Here is a 19,983-nt window from a genome sequence, read left to right as displayed (position 1 = left end):
ACATGAGCGCGAACGACCGCAACGTCCTGGTGACGCTCCGCTTCTTCGACGACGAGTCGATGGCGATCCTCACCGATGCCGGCTGCACCGTCACTATCCACGAACCACCCCAGGGCGCCAATGACGGCGCCTTCTCGCCCGGCCAGCTGAAGGAAATGCTGGAAGGCAAGCAGGGCTGGGTCGTCGGTCATGCCTGGGTGACACGCGAGGTGCTGGAGGGCTCCCCCGAGCTTGCGGTCGTCGCGCGGCGCGGCGTCGGGTTTGAGCGCGTCGATGTCGCCGCCGCCAAGGAGCTTGGCAAGGTCGTCACCATCGCGGCGGGGGGCAATGCGCCCTCCGTCGCCGACCAGGCCATCGGCATGATGATCGCCGTCGGCCGCCGCTTCCACGAGCAGCAGGCCCGCATGGCCACTGGCGACTGGACCATACTGGTCGGCAGCGAACTCTATCGCAGCACGGTCGGGCTCATCGGCTTCGGCCGCATCGCCCGCCAGCTGGCGCGCCGGCTCAAGGGTTTCGAGACCGAGATCCTCGCATATTCCCCGCGCCTCGATGCGGCGACCGCGGCGGAATATGGCGTGCGCCCGGTCGACCTGCCGACGCTGCTGCGCGAGAGCGACTATGTCAGCGTGCATGCTCCGCTCAACACCTCGACCCGGCATATGATCGACGCGCCGGCGCTAGCGGCGATGAAGCAGACCGCCGTCCTCATCAACACCTCCCGCGGCGGCCTCGTCGACGAGACCGCGCTGCTCGCCGCCCTGCGCGCCGGCACCATCGCTGGCGCTGCTCTCGACGTGTTCGAGGGCGAGATCGATCCTGCCATGCGCGCGGTTGCCCAGGAGCTGTTGAAGCTGCCCAATTTCATCGGCCAGCCGCATTCCGGCGCCTCCACCAATGAGGCGCTGGGCCGCTCCAATGTGCTCGCCGCCCGCTCCATCGCCGCGGTCCTCACCGGCACGCCGCCGGCCGCCGATTGCGTCGTCGTCGACGGGCGCGCTCCCGCTCACGCCGGCTGACTGCCGCACCTCGTCTTCAGAACACCAAGGAAGGAAACGACATGTCACAAGCTGCAGTGAAAGACGCCTCGAAGAGCTGGCCGGCCGGCTATGCCTGCAACCCGCGCGGCGCCGGCCCGACCAGGGAGCAGATCGAAGCCTTCAAGAAGATCCCCGCCGCATGGGCGAGCGACTGTCTCGGCCGCTCCACCGGCGCCATCGGCCTCAACCGCTACCACCCCTCGCTGTCGCTGATCGCCTGCGGCCCGGCCTTTACCGTGCGGGTGCGCCCGGGCGACAACCTCATGGTCCACAAGGCGCTGGAGCTGATCCAGCCCGGCGACATGCTGGTGATCGACGGCGGCGGCGACATCACCCAGTCGCTGATCGGCGGTAATATGCGCATCACCGCACTGCGGCAGAAGATAGCCGGCTTCGTGATGGACGCAGCCATCCGCGACATCGCCGACTGGGACGACGAGATGCCCTGCTGGGCGAAGGGTATCAACCATCGCGGCCCCAGCAAGGACGGCCCCGGCGAGATCAACATCCCGATCGCCTGTGCCGGCATGGTGGTGAATCCCGGCGACCTGATCCTCGCCGACGGCGACGGCGTGCTGGCGATCCCGCCGGCCGAGATCCCGGCGCTGCTGGTGCGCATCCGGGAACAGGAAGCCAAGGAAGCCAAGCTCAAGGTCATCAATGCCGACGGCACCGCCGACCCCGAGCGCTTCAACTCGATCCTGCGCGCCCGCGGCTGTCCGGTGTGACAATGACCGGCGCCTTCTCCCTCTCCCCGATGGGGAGAGGGTTGGGGTGAGGGGTCTTCACCGCTCTGCAATCGTGTTCCCCCTCACCGACCCGCTTCGCGGGCCACCTCTCCCCAACGGGGAGAGGGATATTCGAGGGGCGCTCATAACGCGGGATTGACCGTCATCACGCGGCGGTGCCTTGGAACTGCGCGTCTTCACGTGCAGGAAGGCCCATGACATCAACCGCGTGGACGTGATCATCGTGAACCGGATTTTCGTGCGTGGCATTGCCATGGCATTGCTGTTGCTCGGCTTTGCCAATGCTCCGGCATTGGCGCAGCGCGGCCAGGATGCGCCCGCCGCCGGTGTGCTGGCGCTGCTGCCGTCGGATTCCGTCACCGAGCACACGCTCGACCTTGGCGGGCAGAAGCTCGCTTATACCGCCACCGCCGGCACCTATTCGCTGTTCGACCGGAATGGCGAGCGCTCGGCGGCGATCTTCTACACCGCCTATACGCTGAAGGGCACTGACGCCGGCACGCGGCCGGTGACCTTCGTGTTCAATGGCGGGCCCGGCGCCTCCTCCGCCTATCTGCATCTCGGCGTGGTCGGCCCGCGCGTCGTCGATTTCAGCGCCAATGGCGACGCCGCCGACGCCCGCCTGCACGACAACCCCAGCACCTGGCTGAAATTCACCGACCTGGTGATGATCGATCCGGTCGGCACCGGCTGGAGCCGCGCCGCCAAGGCCGACAAGGCGAGCGACTTCTGGAGCGTCGATACCGACGCCGAGACGCTCGCCAAGGTGATCGCGCTCTACATCGCCAAGAACAGCCGCGCCGCCTCGCCGAAATATCTGCTCGGCGAGAGCTATGGCGGTTTTCGCAGCGTGAAGGTCGCCCGCGCCCTGCAGGAGGACCAGGGCATTCTGGTCAATGGCATCGTGATGCTCTCGCCCTTCCTGGAGGGGCGGCTGCAATTCGCCGCCAACCGCTTCCCGCTCGGCGCCGCGCTGCAATTGCCCTCGCTCGCCGCCGCCGCGCTCGACCGCAAGGGCAGTTTCACGCCGGAGGCGCTTGCCGCGGCGGAGCGCTTCGCCTTGAGCGACTATCTCACCGCGCTGGCCGGCAAGCCGCTGGAGGGCGAGGCCGCGAAAGCCTTCTATGCCAAGGTTTCCGACATCAGCGGCGTGCCGCTCGACATCGTCACCCGCACTCGCGGCGTCATTGGCGACGCCTATACCAAGAATGCGGGCAATGCCGACGACAGCGTCGCCAGTTCCTATGACGCCGCCACCATCGCCCCCGACCCGTTCCCGGAATCCCCGTCGGATGACGGTCCCGACCCGGTGCTGGACGGTTACACCCAGGCGCTTGGCGGGCTGTTCGTCGGCTATGCCCGCGACACGCTGGGCTTCAAGACCGACATGACCTTCAACCTGCTCAATCGCGAAGTGTCGGGCAAATGGGATTGGGGGCGGCGCAGCAGCCTCGGCTCGGCCAGCATCGCCCGCGACCTGCGCGAATTGCTGGCGCTCAATCCCAAGCTCACCGTAATGGTCGCGCATGGCCGCAGCGATATCGTCACGCCCTATTCGGTCTCGCGCTATGTGATCGACCACATGCCGCCGCTCGGCAGCGCCAAGCGCGTCGACCTCAAGCTCTATAAGGGCGGCCACATGTTCTATTTCGACCCCGCCTCGCGCGCCGCCTTCGCCAGCGACGCCGGCGCCTTCTACGCGGCGGGAGAGCTTTAACGATCGTCAGGCTTGCGCCGCGGCCGCATGCCGCTAATTTCCCGGCAGAAAAAACGGTTCAACGTGCCGTCGGGAGGAAAGATTGGGAGTGGTCGCCGCGCAGCCCCTGGCCGGGGACGCGCTCTTGTCCCGCGCGGTTGCGCTGAGCGGCGTTCGCATCACCTTCGCGGCGCGTGATCGCGGCCGGCAAGGCTTCACCGCGGTCGAGAATGTCGATCTCGCGGTCGCCGACGGCGAATTCGTGGCCATTGTCGGCCCCACCGGCTGCGGCAAGTCCACCCTGCTCAATGCCAGCGCCGGCCTGCTCACCCCCAGCGCCGGCACCGTCAGCATCTTTGGCACACCGCTCGCCGGGCTGAACCGGCAGGCCGGCTACCTGTTCCAGGCCGAAGCGCTGTTCCCCTGGAAGACCGCGCTCGACAATGTCGCCATCGGCCTCGAAGTCGCCGGCGTCGCCACGGGCGTAGCCCGCGAGCGCGCCCGCGGCTGGCTCGGCCGGGTCGGGCTCAAGGCCTTTACCGACCGCTATCCGCACATGCTCTCCGGCGGACAGCGCAAGCGCGTCGGCCTCGCCCAGGTGCTGATCCGCGATCCCAAGATCCTGCTGATGGACGAGCCGTTCGGCCCGCTCGACGCGCAGACGAGGCAGATCATGGGCAACCTGCTGCTCGAACTGTGGAACGCCGAGCGCAAGGCGGTGCTGTTCGTCACCCACGACCTCGAGGAGGCCATCGCGCTGGCCGACCGCGTCGTCATCATGAGCGCCGGGCCGGCCTCGCGCATCATCGGCGAGTGGCGGGTCGACCTGCCGCGGCCGCGCGACATCATGGAGATCCGCGTCCATCCCGCCTTCCATGCTCTGCACCGGGAGATCTGGTCGACACTCAAGGACGAGGTGGTGAAGACCTATCGCGACGCGGAGGGCGTGGCGTGAAGCATTTCAAGCTGCTCGCCTTGCAGATTCTGGTCGCTTTGGTGCTGATCGGCGTCTGGCATCTCGGCTCCACCATCAAGGTGCCGGCCGGCATCCTCTCGCCGAAGGCGTTCTATCCGCTCGACCCGTTCTTCTTCTCGACGCCGGTCGACGTGTTCGCCCGCACCTGGAAGGATTTCGCCTCGGGCGTGATCTGGTACCACCTCGGCATCACGCTCTTGGAGACCGCGCTGGCCTTCGTCATCGGCGCCGCCGGCGGCGTGCTGATCGGCTTCTGGTTCGCCCGGCAGGCGCTCGTGGCGGCGGTGTTCGACCCCTATGTGAAGATGGCGAACGCGCTGCCGCGCGTGGTGCTGGCGCCGATCTTCGCGCTGTGGCTCGGCCTCGGCATCTGGTCGAAGGTCGCGCTCGGCGTGACGCTGGTATTCTTCATCGTCTTCTTCAACGTCTATCAGGGCGTGAAGGAAGTGAGCCCCACCGTCCTCGCCAATGCCCGCATGCTCGGCATGAATGAGCGGCAATTGATGCGCAACGTCTATTGGCCGTCCGCACTCTCGTGGATGTTTTCCTCGCTGCACACCGCGGTCGGCTTCGCGCTGGTCGGCGCCGTGGTCGGCGAATATCTCGGCTCGGCGGCAGGCCTCGGCTACCGCATCCACCAGGCCGAGGGCGTGTTCGACGTCACCGGCGTGTTCTCCGGCATGCTGGTGCTCGCCATCTTCGTCATCATCATCGACGCCTTCGTCACCGCGATCGAGAACCGGTTGCTGGTCTGGCGGCCGGCGCCGGCGGCGAGCCAGAACTGAACACGGCATAACAGGAGGAAGCCCGATGAAAACCTTGATCAAGGCTGTTGCGGTGGCCACGCTCGGCGCCCTTGCGCTGACCGCGCCCGCGCTCGCCCAGAAGGCGGAAAAGCCCAGCCTGACGCTCGGCGTCGGCGGCAAGCCGCTGCTCTATTACCTGCCCCTGACCATTGCCGAGCAGAAGGGGTTCTTCAAGGAAGAGGGACTCGACGTCACCATCAATGATTTCGGCGGCGGCGCGAAATCGCTGCAGGCGCTGATCGGCGGCTCGATCGACGTGGTGGCGGGCGCCTATGAGCACACCATCCGCATGCAGGCCAAGGGCCAGGACATCGTCGCAACCATCGAGCTCGGCCGCTATCCCGGCATCGTACTGGTGGTGAAGAAGGACAAGGCCGACCAGATCAAGTCGATCAAGGATTTGAAGGGCGCCAAGATCGGCGTCACCGCGCCGGGCTCCTCGACCAATTTCTTCGTCAACTTCCTGCTCGCCAAGAACGGCCTGAAGCCTGACGACGTCTCCTTCATCGGGGTCGGCGGCGGCGCTTCTGCGGTGGCGCAGATGAAACGCGGCGAGATCGACGCCATGGCGAACCTCGACCCGGTCATCACCAAGCTGGAGAGCGACGGCGACGTCGTGGTGCTGGCCGACAGCCGCACCGAAGCCGGCAACAACGCCATCTTCGGCGGCACCAATCCGGCGGCGGTGCTCTACATGAAGACCGACTTCGTGAAGGACAATCCGGTCACCACGCAGAAGCTGACCAACGCCTTCTACAAGGCGCTGAAGTGGTTGCAGACCGCGACCCCCGAGGACGTCGCCAAGGTGGTGCCGGAGGAATATCTGCTCGGCGACAAGGCCCTCTATATCGCCGCGGTGAAAGCCTCCAAGCCGATCTATTCGGTGACCGGCGTCATTCCCGAGGCCGGCATGAAGAACGCGCTCGGCATGCTGGTAGAGTTCGATCCCGAGTTGAAGGCCGCCAAGATCGATCTCTCCAAGACCTTTGACGGCTCGTTCGTCGCCAAGGCTGCCGCGACGATCAAGTAGCCCTACCCAGGAGACGACATGGACTCGATCCGCCTGAGCCTCGCCGAGGTGCATGATCTCACTTTGGCGACGCTCCGGGACAATGGGCTGGGCGAACCGCATGCTGCGGCCATCGCCCGCTCCATCACCCGCGCCGAGGCGGACGAATGCCATTCGCACGGCATCTACCGGCTTCCGGGCTATGTCGCCTCGACCCGCAGCGGCAAGGCCGATGCCGCCGCGCTGCCGGAACTCACGCAGGCGACGCCCGCGGTGCTGCGGGTGGATGCGCGGCGCGGCTTCGCTCCGCTCGCCATCGAGACCGGCATCCCCGCGCTCATCGTGGCAGCGAAGACCTATGGCATCGCCGCGCTGGCGATCCATGATTGCTACCATTACTCCGCGTTGTGGGCGGATATCGAGGGCGCGGCGGAAGCCGGCCTCGTCGCCTTCGCCTTCACCGTCGGCCAATGCTGCGTGGCGCCGGCCGGCGGGACGCAGGCGCTGTTCGGCACCAATCCGCTTGCCTTCGGCTGGCCGGGTCCGAGCGGGCGGCCCTTCATCTTTGACTTCGCCACCAGTGCGGCCGCGCGGGGCGAGATCGAACTGAAGCGGCGCGCCGGCGAATCCATTCCCGCCGGCTGGGCGGTCGATCCCGACGGCAAGCCGACCACCGATCCCGCCGCCGCGCTCAAGGGCGCGCTGCTGCCGTTCGGTGGCCACAAGGGCTCGGCGCTCTCCATGATGGTCGAGCTGATCGCCGGACCGCTGATCGGCGACCTCACCAGCCGGCAATCCAGGGCGGCCGAGAATGGTGACGGCGGCCCACCGCTCGGCGGCGAGTTGATCCTGGCGATCGATCCCGCCGTGTTCGGCAAGGATAGCGTGGGCGAGCGCCTCACCATCGCCGACGAATTGTTCGCCCTCGCCCGGCAGCAACCCGGCGTGCGCCTGCCCTCCGATCGCCGCTACGCCGCGCGCCAGCGCACCCGCGAGCACGGTGTCGAGGTGCCGACTGCCTTGTATGCGGAGTTGAAGGCACTGATGCCGGGGTGAGATACTGTCGCATGTTGCGAAACCTCATCCTGAGGTGCCCGGCATTAGCCGGGCCTCGAAGGATGCTCCCGCAGAAGACCGTCTTCGGCTTCAACATCCTTCGAGGCTCGCTATGCTCGCACCTCAGGATGAGGTGGTTTGTTGAATCCCATCCCCGGATTTTTAATTGATAGCTCACTCAATCGCCTATAAAGGGCAATCATCCCGCCGCCCAAGCCGGTCTCACCCGCGCCTGCCTTCCGCGACGGACAATGCCGGCTCCTCGGGTCAGGGGCCGATCGTGGTGGCACGCCGTTGAAACGTGAAGAGCTCACCGAACAGGGCGCCGGAGCCCAGCAGCCGTCCCCGGAGCCGGTGCCGGCCAGCAGCATGACGCTGACCTTCCTGGTCGCGGCCTCGCTGTTCATGGAGAATCTCGACAGCACCATATTGGTGACGGCGATCCCCGACATGGCCGCCGCGTTCGGCGTGCGCCCGGTCGATCTCGGCATCGGCGTCTCCGCCTATGTGCTCACCTTGGCCATCCTCATCCCGCTCAGCGGCTGGATGGCCGATCGGTTCGGCAGCCGGCGGGTGTTCGCCAGCGCCATCATCATCTTCACCGGCGCCTCGATCCTGTGCGGGCTCAGCGAGAGCCTGCTGACCTTCACCCTCGCCCGCGTTCTCCAGGGCATAGGCGGCGCCATGATGGTGCCGGTCGGCCGTCTCGTCGTGCTGCGCTCGATCGACAAGAAGGACATGATCCGGGCGATCACCACCCTCACCTGGCCGGGCCTTGCCGCGCCGGTGCTGGGGCCGCCGCTCGGCGGCTTCATCACCATGTACCTCTCCTGGCACTGGATCTTCTTCATCAATGTGCCGCTCGGCATCGCCGCCTTCTTCTTCACGCTCAAGCTGATGCCGAAGGAGAAGATCCACGCCGTGCGCCCGTTCGACGTGCTCGGCTTCGTGCTGACCGGGGCAGCCTGCTTCTCGCTGATGTACGGCGTCGAACTGATCACCCACGAAGACGTATCGTGGCCGCTGGTGGCGGCGGCGATCGTGGTCGGCTTCGCCAGCGGCCTTTATGCGATCGTCCATGCCCGCCGCCACCGCCACCCGCTGGTCGAGCTGTGGGCGATGTCGGTGCCGAGCTATGCCGCCGCGGTCCGCGGCGGCTCGGCGGTCCGTGTCGCCATCCACGCCATCCCGTTCCTGCTGCCGCTGCTGTTCCAGGTCAGCCTCGGCCTCGATCCGCTGACCTCGGGCCTGCTGATCCTCAGCGTGTTCGCCGGCAATCTGGTGATGAAGCTGGTGACGACGCGGCTGCTGCATCGCTTCGGCTTCCGCCCGGTGCTGATCGTCAACGGCGTGCTGAACGCGGCGATGATCTTCGCCTGCATGCTCATCACCGCGGAAACGCCGTTCGCAATCATCGTGATCCTGCTGTTCCTCAGCGGCCTGACGCGTTCGCTCCAGTTCACCGCGGTGAACGCGCTCACCTATGCCGATGTGCCGCAGGACCGCATGAACGGCGCCAACACGCTCTCCAACATGGCGCAGCAGATGGCGATGGGCGGCGGCGTCGCGCTGGGCGCGCTCGCCCTGCGCTTCGCCGAGTTTGTCAATCCGGCCGGCGCTTCGCCGGGTATTCCCGCGGCCGATTTCCAGATCGCCTTCTTCATCGTCGGCATGGTGGCGCTGCTCGCCGCGCTCGACGCCATCCGCCTTGCACCCAATGTCGGCGAAGCCATCCGCCGGCGCCGGGCATGACACTTACCTAACGTAACAAGACCCGCTGGCGCTGGCGCTGGCGCTGGCGCCGGATGTGCTAAGGCTCCGGCATGTTCGACATGTATCTCGACCGATGGGACCTCGTCCCCGACGGCGCCCCCATCACCACCCATTCGAGCCACCTGCTCCCGGTTCAGCATCGCGGCGCGCCCGCCATGCTCAAGCTGGCGCTCGACGAGGAGGAGCGCTTCGGCGGCGCGCTGATGGAATGGTGGGACGGCATCGGCGCCGCGCGCGTGCTGGCGCGCGATCCCGATGCTCTGTTGATGGAACGCGCCGAAGGCGGCGCATGTCTTGCCGACATGGCCCGCGACGGGCGCGACGACGAGGCCTGCCGCGTGCTGTGCGCGGTAGCGGCCCGACTGCATGCCCCGCGATCGAAGCCGCTGCCGGAACTTGTCCCGCTGACCCGCTGGTTCCGCGACCTGGAACCCGCCGCAGCAGTGCACGGCGGCATCCTCGCCCGTAGCGCCGAGACCGCCCGAGCCCTGCTGGCTGAGCCGAGCGAGGCGGTCGTGCTGCATGGCGACCTGCACCACGGCAATGTGCTGGACTTCGGCGCGCGCGGCTGGCTCGCCATCGATCCCAAGCGGCTGATCGGCGAGCGCGCCTTCGACTACGCCAATATCTTCACCAATCCCGACCTCGACGATCCCTCCCGTCCGGTCTCGACCGTGCCGGGCCGTTTCCAGCGGCGCCTCGACGTGGTGGTGGAGGCAGCCGGCCTCGATCGCCGGCACTTGCTGCGCTGGATCCTGGCGTGGACCGGTCTGTCGGCGGTCTGGTATCTCGGCGACGGCGACCCGGCCTTCACCGACCTGACGATCGCCGAGCTGGCAGCGGCGGAGCTGGACCGCTGATCGCGGGCGACACTCGTGATTTGCCACGTCATGGCCGGGCTTGTCCCGGCCATCCACGGTTACTCGCCTGGTGAGTTGCGAGGCAGATCTTCAGATCTTCAGCCAGGAGAACAGGTTCTTGCCTGGCGCCGTGTTCGGCATCTCGGTGACGACGACGATGCGCGAAATCTCGCCGCGCTTATAGGCCGCCAGGAACCGCTCATATTCCTTGAACGACACGCAGCCATTCGAATCGCCACGCGGTCCAAGCAGATAGCTGTGGGCGAGGATGCCGTCGCGGCCATACATCTTGCTATGGTCGGCCGGCGTCATGCGCAGCGCTTCGACGCCGTGGAACAGCGCCTCGCGGGGGGTGAGGTCGTAGATATTCGGCGGCGTCGGCCCGCGCATCTTCACCGAGATATGGCGCGGATTGTCAAACATCTCGCCGAGCCCGGAATGGGCTTCCAGCTTCTCGCCGCTGGGCAGGTAGACGGTCTTGGCGCGGATGTCATAGACCGCATAGCGGTCGGTGCGGCCGGGCAGCGTCACCTCGGCGTTCAGGTCCGGCTCGTCGCTCGGCGAAGGACCGGGCTGCGGCGGCGGCAAGGCCGCGACCTCGCCGCGATCGCCAAGCGGATTCTTGAGCGGGAGCGGTGCTACCGCCATCGGCACGGCCGGCGCCTGCAGCGTGAAGGGCTCGGCGGCCGCGCGCTCGGCGAGCAGCGGATTGGCCGGCGGCAGCGGCACCTTGGCCTGTGCCACCTGCCCCGGCGCCGGATCGGCCGGGGACGCGTCGGCCTGCGCGGTGTCGGCCTTGGCGGCCGGCGCGATCGCCAGCACCGGGGCCGCAAACACCCAATCGCCGCCGTCAACGAGCGTGCCGGCCGAACGGAAATCCATGATGTCGGTGACGGTGCCGCCCGCGGCCTCGGTCTCGGCCGGGACCGTCGCGACATCGGTCGTGGTGGTGTCGACGGGACCGAGCGACGCCATGGCGAACCGCTTCTGCGGCGTGACCAGCGCCGCCTCGGCCGGCCTCGGGCCAGCGGCGAGCATGAACCAGGCCCCGACCATCGCCACGGTGGCAATGCCCCCGAAGCCGATCAGAACAGCATGAGCTATGCGCGGACGCGCTTTGGTCTGGCGAGCAACGGCGGCCTTGCGACGGCCCTTGTCGTCGGTCCGAACGTTTTGCCTCATGATCCCCACAAGTCGAACTGCTACGCTTACGGCTACCGGGACCAATCGGCCCCGTTCCCCAGGCCGGACGCGCGCGGCAGTGAGCTCATCTGCGCAGCCAGCACGTCAATAGACCCGATTCTTGGTAACGAATCTATTTACGCGGCCCTTTGTGAAACAGATGAGCGCGGCGATAATGTGTTTACACTCTGGACCGCGTGATTTCGGCAACACCTTTAAGCTGCGACTCACCGCGATTCGGTTCAGCGCGGCTGGATTCGCGCCTTGCGGCCAATTGCCACGATGCCGACCACGGCGAGCGCGGCCACGATCGTGACCGGGTCGATATGCTCGCCATTCACGAGAGCGGAAAGCGCAAGCGTTACAAAGGTTTGCAGTAGCTGCACCTGGCTGACGCGGGCAACGCCCCCCATCGCCATGCCCGCATTCCAGGCGAAGAAGCCGAGGAACATGCTGAACAGTGCGACATAGCCGAAGCCCGCCCAGGCGCTCGCCGGGACGGCGGAGACATCGGCCGGCATGGTCCAGAGCGCCAAAGGCAGCATGACCGGCAAGGCGAGGACCAGTATCCAGCAGATTACCTCCCACCCCGGCATGTCGCGCGCCAGTCGGCCGGAATAGACGTAGCCCACCGAGGCGCAAATCGCCGCAGCGAACATGTAGAGGTCGCCGATCGCGACATGCCCGCCGCCGTCCCGCAGGGCAAAGACGATCACCACGGCGGTGCCGAGGACGGCGAAGAGCCAGAAGCGCAGCGAGGGCCGCTCGCCGAGGATCAGGCTTGCCGCCGCGGCCGTGGTCAGCGGCAAAATGCCGAGCACCACGCCGCCATGGGAGGCTGGCACCGTCTGCAACGAGAGCGCCATCAGCCAGGGAAAGCCGATGGTGATCATCGATCCGGCCAGCGCCATGGTGCGAAGCTGCGATGGGATCGGGAGTCGGCGCCGGAGCAGCAGCAGGATCCCCGCCGACAGCACGCCAGCGACTGCCGCGCGGCCCACGGTGATGAAGAGTGGATCGAGCCCGACGACCGCAAGCCGCGTCGCCGGCAGCGTACCGCCGAAGAGGACGACGCCAAGCAAGCCCAGCCACATGCCGAGCGTTTCGCGGGAGACGCCTGGTGTCATTGCCGATTCATGCTGCATGTCGGCCGTGGCACCGCATTCTGCAAAGGATACTTATGTGCGCCGCTCTTAGCAGCATCGAGGCACGGTGTTTAATCAAAGCTTGTGATGCAGCTGATATGCGCGTTTCACGCTCGACTCACGGCGCCGGCGTATTCCCTGCCCCATGCATTGGAGCAGACAGGGGAGACGCCGCCATGATGAAGAGCCTGGTGAATAGACGCCGCTGCTACTGGACGCGCATCCTGCCGGCAATCGCCATCGCCGCGCTCGCCACCACGGGTGCCCACGCCGACCCGCACCAGCGTTCGACCACCGGGAAGATGTTGCTGCAGTTCTGCCTCGGCCCGTCCGCGGATGCGACCTGGTGCGACGCCTATATTACCGGGGTGGTTGAAAGCATCTACGGCTCCAGCACCCTCCCGGCGCGTTGCTTCAAGGACCGGCCGCAGCTCGGCGACATGAAGAAGGTGATCGTCGACTATGTCGAATGGTCGAACCTCGACGGCGACGACTATCCGCTGCGGCGCCCGGCTCCGCTGGTGATCCAGCAGGTGCTCACGGTAAAATACTGCGGCTGACGCCGGCCGCGCTAGGAACGGCACAGCATAATCACGGCCGATTCACGCAAGGGGAGCTCTTCTCACCATCGCGGTCAAACCGATCGCCAATCGAGGAGGCTTCGACATGCGACATGTTCTTTACGCGAGCCTGATCGGCCTTGTTCTCTGCTTCGGCAGCTTCAGCTCCGCCGGAGCCAGCCAGGCCGTTGGATGGTGGGGCGGTGCGTGGTCCTGCAACATCGATGGACGGCCGGCACAGATGAAATGGGCCGTCGTCGACGACAGCCAGACCAGCTGCAACGGCAACATCTGCAGCACCAGCAGCGGCGTCAAATGGAAGGGCAGCTTCTCCGACAACGGCTCGCGCTGGGTGCCGCTCACCAATCCGCGTACCGGGAACCTCGGCGGCGTCTATTTCAACCATGCCGACGGCAACCGATGGTATCTGCCCAAGCCGAACGGTCGGCAGAGCGTCGGCTGGACCACCTGGAACGGCCAGCGCTACCGGCTCGCCTGCTGGCATTGATCGCCGATCTGTAGTCGCCAGAAGAATGACGGGACCGGCGCCGGCATCGGCCGACGCGCTGGTCCCGATCCATTGCAGAATCCTGCGGCGTCAGACTTTGCGGAACTCGATCCGGTAGATGACTTCCTCTCCGGTGGTCGGATCGACCGCCGGGGCGCCGCTGATGACCAGGCTCTCGCCATCGCAGGTCAGCGGGCGGACCTGGTCCACCTGCCAGGCCGGATTCCACGCCGCATCGACATGATGGATCACCCGGTCGGCCTCGAGCGTATAGGTGCCGGTATAAGCGAGCATCGAGTCGAACAGCTTCACCTTCTCCTCCGCGGTCGGCGCCGGTGACGCCGGCTTGATCCGGTCGCGGGTGAACACCATCGCGGTCATGCGCCCGTCGGGATGATAGGCGATGTAGCCGACCGGATCGGGGCCCATGGCGTCGTCGACCTTGCCGGTGGCGACCACCGTTCGGGTCCACGACAGCATCTTCCAGGTGCCCAGCATTCGTCGTCCATTCAGCATGGCCGCGCCCTCCCGGGGCCGACGATAGCGCAACTTCCTCGCTGCGCCTCGTGATTGAGCAGCGCCGGTGTCCCATACGGCACAGGCTCCCTCCTCCCGTTTGCTAGCACTTGCCGGATCGGCCGGATCACACGGCCGCGGCTGCATCAGCAGAAGGGGGATGGATCATGTCGGTGGAAGCCTACGCGGAACTGATCCGCAATTTCGGACACTCGATCGGCCTGGCCGAGGCCACCCCGGACGCCGACGGCTATTGCGCCATGAGCTTCGACGAACTGGTCGTCCATTTCCAGTATGACGCCGACGATTTGGTGATCTTCTCCCGGCTCGGCGAGGTCGACGAGGACCGCGTCGAGGGCATTTACGGCATGCTGCTCGCCGCCAACATGTTCTGGCAGGGCACCAAGGGCGGCACCATTTCGGTGGAGCCGGATTCCCGCGTCGCCTTCATCGCCGACCGCCGCCCCCTCGCCCATACCAGCGACGCCGCGTTCCGCGACTGGCTCTCCGGCTTCATCGACATTGCCGAGCACTGGACCGACCGGCTCGCCACCGCGAACGCCGGCGGGCCGCTGCTTGCGGGCGACGACGAGCTGCCGCCCGAGCCGCTCGATCCCGGCGCCGAATTCATGACCCGCGTCTGAAGCCGCAGGCAGGAGACGCCGTCATGAGCCTGGAAATTTCCGCCTTCCGCTCCGCCCAGGGTAATCGGCTGACGCTCGACCAGGCGCAGCATCCCACCGGGGTCATCCAAGCCGAGCTGCCGTTCGGCGACCGCGTCGTCAATTTCTTCAAGACCGGCGATGCCCGCTACGGCACCGTGCAGCAGCAGCAGGACAATCGCGACTTCAAGACGAACTTCCGCACGGCACTGATCAAGGCCGAGGGCGCACACATCGCCAACCGGGCGGCTCGTTCCGCCGGCCTCCCGCCGGGCTGGCAGAACAGCGCCAAGCCGATGAGCGAGAAGACGGTGAAGCTGGTGCTGGAGAAGGCCCAGCAGTACCGCAAGGAGGCCGTCGACCAGACCGAGCACAATATCGGAGCGTTCCTGCGCCGCACCACGCCGCCGAGCTTCACCAGCACCTTCCAGGGCGGCATCAATCTCGGCTTCACGCATCTGCCCGTCACCGACGCCGGCAACGAGACGCTGCACGCGCTGTTCCGGCGCGAGGTGCGGCAGGATCCGCATTTCGCCACGCGCACGCTCGACGCGACCGACATGCAGAACATCGCTGCGCGCGCCATTGCCAAGTTCGAGCTGCAGAAGCAGAACGCCTTCCGCGAGCAGCATCCCGGCCTTGCCCAGTATGTGAATGCCGGCCATGCCGGCACGCCGCGCGAGGACCAACGCAGCTTCGTCCAGGAGATGCTGCCGAAATTCTCCACCACGACCGCGCAGGGACATCCGCTCTCCACCGAGCCGGTGCAGTTCCGCAGCCTCGCCCAGGACGCACTGGTCGCCATTTCCCACAATGGCGAGCTGCTGTCGGAGATGCGCTACGACCCCGAAGGCTGGCAGGAGTTCGGCAATGAGCTGGTCGCGGCCCATGATCGGCTGAGCCGCCTCGAAGTGGCGCTCAGCCAATTGGCCGGTCCGAACGCGCCCAACACCCAGGAGGGCCAGGACCTGTTCCAGGCCCTGACCACCGAGCTGCGCCACCAGCAGGGCTTGCTGCTGGCAAAGGCCAGCTTCATCGACGATCTCCAGGAGAACGATCCGCTCGGCCAGAAGACGGTCGACTACAGCAACCTGCTGTGGGCCCACGCCGCCGGCAAGATCTTCGACCAGGCGATCGCCGGTACCCAGGACCAGGCGACCATCGCCCGGCTGACGCTGGCCAAGACCAGCTTCATCGACATGCAGCAGCAGATCTACGACAACTCCGGCTCCGGCCCGCGCACCAATCTGCCGGGCACCATCAGCAAGGACCAGCATCCGGCGACGCTCGGCAAGAACACCGCCAAGCAATATCTGACGACGTTCCTGACCCAGGCCGGCATACCGCGCGACACCATCCGCGAGCTGACCTCGTCGGAGAATCTGAGTTCGGCGCGGCGCCAGGCGCTCAACGAGAACCAGGACTGGGCGCCGATCCGCCGCGACATGGTGGTGCATCGCGACGGCGTGACCCGCACCTATCAGAGCCGCATCACGCCCGGCAACGCCATCAATCCGCGCTTCGGCCGGCTCTATGGCGCCCAGCAGGGCATCAGCTCGGCGACCAAGGACGACCAGACCCACGCCCGCAACCTCAAGGTCAGCGAGCTGGTGCGCATGCTCCCCGGCCAGCAGGAAGTGAGCCGGATCAAGCTGATCGGCCACGGCGTGCTCGACATGTGGGACATCCAGAATCCCGGCCAGCGCCACACCGCCAATGTGAACGGCGCCCATGAGGTGCTGGAAGCCGCCATCTCGGTGAACGACCGCATCCGCACCGAGGCGCTGAACCGCGTGCAGGCCGGCGACAACAGGCCGGTGAAGATCACCCATGTCAGCGTGAACCTGATCACGCCAGCGGGCTGGCGCGAACTGCCGGGCATGGAAGGCACCAAGAAGCTCCACGACTATCAGGAGCAGACCTACACGCTCGAGCAGTTCAACGCTTTCCACGAGAATTCCACCGCGCATAATGGCGGCCCGATCCAGTTCCATGTCGACGACGACCGCACGCCGGGCCACGGCGTGGTGCTGGCCGGCAACGATACGCCGATCAATGTCGAGGTCGACGTCATCAGCTTCAGCTTCGGCATCAACCCGATGGCGACCGGCCGGGCGCCGGATTGGGTCGGTGGCTGGGCCAGCGTCTACGACCACAATCGCGGCATGATGGAGAAGTTCGTCGGGGATCTCGGCGAGGGCGAGTTCGGCGCCTTCGGCTCGCGTCCCGGCGGCTTCATCGGCGAGGTGATGGACGGGCTCGACATGAACAACCCGGCGCACCGCGAACTGGCGACGCGCATGCAGGAGCAGGCCGACCTGGTGCGCTCGATGTTCACCCACGAGGATTTCAAGCGCGGCAATGGCGACCCGGCGAAGATGGGCCGCCACATCCTGGCGCTGCAGGGCCTAGCCGAGGAGGCGCTGGCGATCGGCAATGTCGTCGACCACGCCGCCACCATGTCCAAGGGCTGCAAGAGCGACAAGGACCGCGGCGGCGTCACCGACACCGAGCTGAAGCACCAGATCATCACCGAGGACATGGGCGGCGAGATCAGGCCCGACGCGCGGCTCGAAGGCGACGACCAGCAGAATTACTATGTGATCGCCTCGAGCTCCGGCCAGCTGGAGAACCAAGTCTACAATACCGGCCTTGGCGGCTCGAAGGAGGCCGGCAAGCTCGGCACCCGCATCCCCGACACCATTGTGCGGCAATATCTCTCCGGCCTCGGCGAGTTCGCCGCGGAGTAGGCGCAGGTAGAAGCCTGGGGCCGACAAAAGCCCCGCGATTGCGGGGCTTTTCATTTCAGGGGCGCCGGGCGCCCTATCCATTCAGCCGATACACCCGCGCCGCCGTGCCGCCGAACAGCGCCGCCTTCTCCTCGGCGGAGGCCCCGGACGCCAGCCGCTTGAAGGCGTTCCACAAGGTGCCATAGCGGCAGGATTGCTTGTCGACCGGGAAATTGCTTTCGAACATCGCCCGATTTACGCCGAAGGCCTCGATGCAGGTTTCCATATAGGGCCGCCATGCCGCCGCGAGATCTTCCGAAGGCGGCGGGACGTCGCGCAGATGGAAGTCGAAGCCGAAATGCAGCATGCCGAGGCCGCCGAGCTTGACCTGCACGTTCGGGGAGGCGGCAAGCGTGACCATGTCCCGGCGCCAGCTCTCGAAGATCTCCTGCCGCTGCCCGGCATAGGGCCCGACGCAGATCGGGCCGCCGACATGGTCGACGATGATGGTGGTCTCGGGGAAGGCCCGCGCCAGGTCGATCAGGTCGGGCAATTGGTGGAAGAACAGCCAGGTCTCGAAGTTCAGGCCTAGGCCCGCAAGTTGGGCCACGCCTTCCCGCAGTTCGGGCGCCAGCAGCAGCTTCGGCGGCACCGGGTGCGCCACAAATTTGCCGACGGCATCATGCCCGTCCCAGGCGGCGCAGAACCGGATTCCGCTCAGGCGTCCCGCCGCCGCTTCGATCTCGGCTTCGAGCACATCGCGCACGCTGGCGCCGAGCGTCAGGTCGGCATGGCCGATCATCGCGCTGGCGACCCGCGCCGGGCCGTATTTGCCGGAGGCACTCATCGCCGCCATGCCGCGGACGAACTCGACCTCGCCGAGCGGGCGCAGCGCAGGATCGCCATCGGCGCGGTACATGGCCTCGCATTCGGCGAAGATGGTCCGCCTTATATCGTGACCGCCCTCGGCGACATCAGCGACGAACTCATGCAGCAGATAGCGCCCGCGCTGCGGGGTCTCCCACAGATGATGATGCGGATCGATGATCGGCAGATCGGAATCAAGCGGCGCCTCCGGCGGCGCACCCGCGAGCCAGGCGTTCAGCGCGGCGGGATCGCGATAGATCGAGCCGCGATAGACATAAGGTTCGCTCATCACTCTCTCCCGTCACCGCCGGATAGCGGGACCATGCCGGTCCAGAACAGCTGATGGCCGCCGGTCGCGATCTCGTGGAACCTGAATTGGCTGAGACGGCCGTCCTCGCCGATGCGGAAGAAGGACAGGCCCGCCGGCACGAAGCGCGCGGGATCACCGTCAATGTTCAGCCCGACGATATGCGCGGCGATCAGCTGGGTCGCGCTCGGATCGATCTGAAAGGTCCGGCAATGGATGCCACCGGAATCGACATGCTGGATCGGCGTGGGCTCGCCGGTCGCCGCGTCGATCGCATAGACCACGATGGAGTTGCCGCCGCCGGCATAGGACGGCAGATGGCCATCGCCAAGAATTTCGGGCGCGCGATTGGCGACATAGACGAAGCGCCCATTGGGATGGACGTGGATCGGCCCGGGTCCGGGATGCTGATGGACGGCGTCTTCGCTCTCCAGCGTCGAGCGGCTGAACAGCATCTCGGGTGACACCGTATCCCCGACGCGCGCGAACACGTCGAGCCGGTGCTGCCGCTCCAGCGCAACATAGATCCAGCCGCCTTCGGGGTGGAAATCCAGGTGCCGCGGGCCGAAACCGTATCCGCCGTCCGGGGCGATGCGCTGCTGGCCGGTCAATTGTCCGTCGCGATAGGTGAAGACGCTCAGCATGCCCGGCCGCTCGGGCCGGTCGGGCTTGGCGTCATGACCGCGGCTCACCAGGATCACGAGGCGGTTGTCGGCGGCGACACGAACCTGATGCGGAAATATGCCCGGATCGATCGGCTCGCGCTGCTCCACCTCGCCGCGAGGGCGGCCGTCCTCTGCGATCTGGTAGACGCGCAGCGCCGGCGGATCGCTGAAGGCGATCAGTGCATGGCGAGACGGCGCATCACAGGTCATGTGGATCGGCCGCGCGGGAAGCGGTACCGGCTCGCCATGCGGCGAGAGGGCTCCCGTGGCAGGGTCGACCGCAAACGCACTGAGATGATGGCGCTCGCCAATGATGCCGAGGCCCGGCGCGCCGTCGCTCGACGCGACATAGAGAAAGCGGCCGGAGACGTGCGGCCAGGCATACTGGACATTTGCCGGCAAATCGGCGGCGCGGCCTTCGAAGGTGAAGCTCCCCGTGGCCACGTCCAGCCGGTAACTCAAGATGGTCGGCCCGATGCTCGCGAAGAAAGCGAGGCTATCGGAAAAAGGCGGCTGCGAACTCATCGACACGTCACTTTGGCTGGCGAAGGGGTGGATCGCTCAATGATTCGTCGCAGCGCATGGCGCGCCCTCCCCGCTCGTCACGGTCCATTTTCAGGCGGGCGGTTCGATCAAATCGATCGGCGGCCCTTGCTTTCTCTTCATATAATAGTACTTATAAGCCTATAACTGTCAAGCTTGCACCTTGGCCGCCGGAGCAAATCGCCCGCCCGCCATAGCTTTCGCGAGGTGTTTCGATCCGACACGCTGTCGTCGATTGACCATCTTTGCCCTGACCGGCCACGCCACCGGTCCCCATTACGTAATACGACTACATTACGTAACGTAATATACAATAAAGCACGCGCCATTTTCT

General features: G+C 66.4%; 18 protein-coding genes. 13 read left to right on the top strand and 5 right to left on the bottom strand.

The window, feature by feature from the left end; translation table 11 throughout:
• The first annotated feature begins 2 nt into the window (after window positions 1–2).
• The 9 genes from G3545_RS19485 to G3545_RS19445 all read left to right on the top strand — a co-directional run bounded on the left by G3545_RS19485 (window position 3) and on the right by G3545_RS19445 (window position 9,965).
• Window positions 3–1,019 carry a phosphoglycerate dehydrogenase gene (locus tag G3545_RS19485; RefSeq protein ID WP_170014915.1) on the top strand — a complete coding sequence of 339 codons (1,017 nt, stop codon included), beginning with the start codon at window positions 3–5 and terminating at the stop codon, window positions 1,017–1,019.
• Between the two features lie 41 nt (window positions 1,020–1,060).
• Complete coding sequence (locus G3545_RS19480) at window positions 1,061–1,768, top strand: RraA family protein (RefSeq protein ID WP_170014914.1); 708 nt, start codon at window positions 1,061–1,063, stop codon at window positions 1,766–1,768.
• A gap of 274 nt (window positions 1,769–2,042) precedes the next feature.
• Complete coding sequence (locus G3545_RS19475) at window positions 2,043–3,506, top strand: carboxypeptidase (protein ID WP_170018165.1); 1,464 nt, start codon at window positions 2,043–2,045, stop codon at window positions 3,504–3,506.
• 142 nt (window positions 3,507–3,648) lie between these two features.
• On the top strand, window positions 3,649–4,440 hold the full coding sequence (locus tag G3545_RS19470) for an ABC transporter ATP-binding protein (RefSeq protein WP_246702919.1): 792 nt from the start codon (window positions 3,649–3,651) through the stop codon (window positions 4,438–4,440).
• The gene (locus tag G3545_RS19465) at window positions 4,437–5,246 is read left to right on the top strand and encodes an ABC transporter permease (RefSeq protein WP_170014913.1); all 810 of its coding nucleotides are present in this window, start codon (window positions 4,437–4,439) and stop codon (window positions 5,244–5,246) included. The genes G3545_RS19470 and G3545_RS19465 overlap by 4 nt, the downstream gene beginning before the upstream one ends.
• 25 nt (window positions 5,247–5,271) lie before the next feature.
• Entirely contained in the window at window positions 5,272–6,297 is a 1,026-nt protein-coding gene (locus G3545_RS19460) for an ABC transporter substrate-binding protein (RefSeq protein WP_170014912.1), read from the top strand.
• Window positions 6,298–6,315: 18 nt separating this feature from the next.
• Window positions 6,316–7,332 carry an Ldh family oxidoreductase gene (locus G3545_RS19455; RefSeq protein ID WP_170014911.1) on the top strand — a complete coding sequence of 339 codons (1,017 nt, stop codon included), beginning with the start codon at window positions 6,316–6,318 and terminating at the stop codon, window positions 7,330–7,332.
• A 294-nt stretch (window positions 7,333–7,626) separates the two neighbouring features.
• A complete protein-coding gene (locus G3545_RS19450; protein WP_206151283.1) occupies window positions 7,627–9,084 on the top strand; it encodes an MFS transporter in 1,458 nt (485 codons plus the stop codon).
• 71 nt (window positions 9,085–9,155) lie between these two features.
• Entirely contained in the window at window positions 9,156–9,965 is an 810-nt protein-coding gene (locus G3545_RS19445) for an aminoglycoside phosphotransferase family protein (RefSeq protein ID WP_170014910.1), read from the top strand.
• 90 nt (window positions 9,966–10,055) lie between these two features.
• Here G3545_RS19445 and G3545_RS29515 read toward each other — a convergent pair whose 3' ends face one another.
• Both G3545_RS29515 and G3545_RS19435 read right to left on the bottom strand, forming a co-directional pair.
• Window positions 10,056–11,147, bottom strand: a complete 1,092-nt coding sequence (locus G3545_RS29515; RefSeq protein ID WP_206151281.1) for a DUF2778 domain-containing protein — start codon at window positions 11,145–11,147, stop codon at window positions 10,056–10,058.
• A gap of 242 nt (window positions 11,148–11,389) precedes the next feature.
• A complete protein-coding gene (locus tag G3545_RS19435; RefSeq protein WP_246702480.1) occupies window positions 11,390–12,274 on the bottom strand; it encodes a DMT family transporter in 885 nt (294 codons plus the stop codon).
• Window positions 12,275–12,468: 194 nt separating this feature from the next.
• Between G3545_RS19435 and G3545_RS19430 the strand changes: the two genes are divergently transcribed.
• Together G3545_RS19430 and G3545_RS19425 are read left to right on the top strand one after the other, a co-directional pair.
• On the top strand, window positions 12,469–12,852 hold the full coding sequence (locus G3545_RS19430) for a hypothetical protein (protein WP_170014908.1): 384 nt from the start codon (window positions 12,469–12,471) through the stop codon (window positions 12,850–12,852).
• Window positions 12,853–12,958: 106 nt separating this feature from the next.
• Complete coding sequence (locus tag G3545_RS19425) at window positions 12,959–13,360, top strand: DUF6006 family protein (protein WP_170014907.1); 402 nt, start codon at window positions 12,959–12,961, stop codon at window positions 13,358–13,360.
• Window positions 13,361–13,450: 90 nt separating this feature from the next.
• Here the strand turns inward: G3545_RS19425 and G3545_RS19420 are convergent, their stop codons facing one another.
• The gene (locus G3545_RS19420) at window positions 13,451–13,876 is read right to left on the bottom strand and encodes a lipocalin-like domain-containing protein (RefSeq protein WP_246702479.1); all 426 of its coding nucleotides are present in this window, start codon (window positions 13,874–13,876) and stop codon (window positions 13,451–13,453) included.
• A 167-nt stretch (window positions 13,877–14,043) separates the two neighbouring features.
• Here G3545_RS19420 and G3545_RS19415 point away from each other — a divergent pair, with 167 nt between their 5' ends.
• A complete protein-coding gene (locus G3545_RS19415) occupies window positions 14,044–14,520 on the top strand; it encodes a type III secretion system chaperone (RefSeq protein ID WP_170014906.1) in 477 nt (158 codons plus the stop codon).
• 23 nt (window positions 14,521–14,543) lie between these two features.
• Window positions 14,544–17,288: an inositol phosphate phosphatase SopB gene (locus tag G3545_RS19410; RefSeq protein WP_170014905.1), complete on the top strand. Its 2,745-nt coding sequence runs from the start codon at window positions 14,544–14,546 to the stop codon at window positions 17,286–17,288.
• 73 nt (window positions 17,289–17,361) lie between these two features.
• On the opposite strand, the gene G3545_RS19405 is transcribed toward G3545_RS19410, so the two are convergent.
• Both G3545_RS19405 and G3545_RS19400 read right to left on the bottom strand, forming a co-directional pair.
• On the bottom strand, window positions 17,362–18,423 hold the full coding sequence (locus tag G3545_RS19405; protein ID WP_170014904.1) for an amidohydrolase family protein: 1,062 nt from the start codon (window positions 18,421–18,423) through the stop codon (window positions 17,362–17,364).
• Window positions 18,423–19,568: a beta-propeller fold lactonase family protein gene (locus G3545_RS19400; RefSeq protein WP_170014903.1), complete on the bottom strand. Its 1,146-nt coding sequence runs from the start codon at window positions 19,566–19,568 to the stop codon at window positions 18,423–18,425. The genes G3545_RS19405 and G3545_RS19400 overlap by 1 nt, the downstream gene beginning before the upstream one ends.
• Between the last annotated feature and the right edge of the window lie 415 nt (window positions 19,569–19,983).

Origin of the sequence: Starkeya sp. ORNL1, assembly GCF_012971745.1 — a bacterium.
Taxonomy (GTDB): Bacteria; Pseudomonadota; Alphaproteobacteria; order Rhizobiales; family Xanthobacteraceae; genus Ancylobacter.
This window is presented reverse-complemented; position numbering and strand designations above follow the sequence as displayed.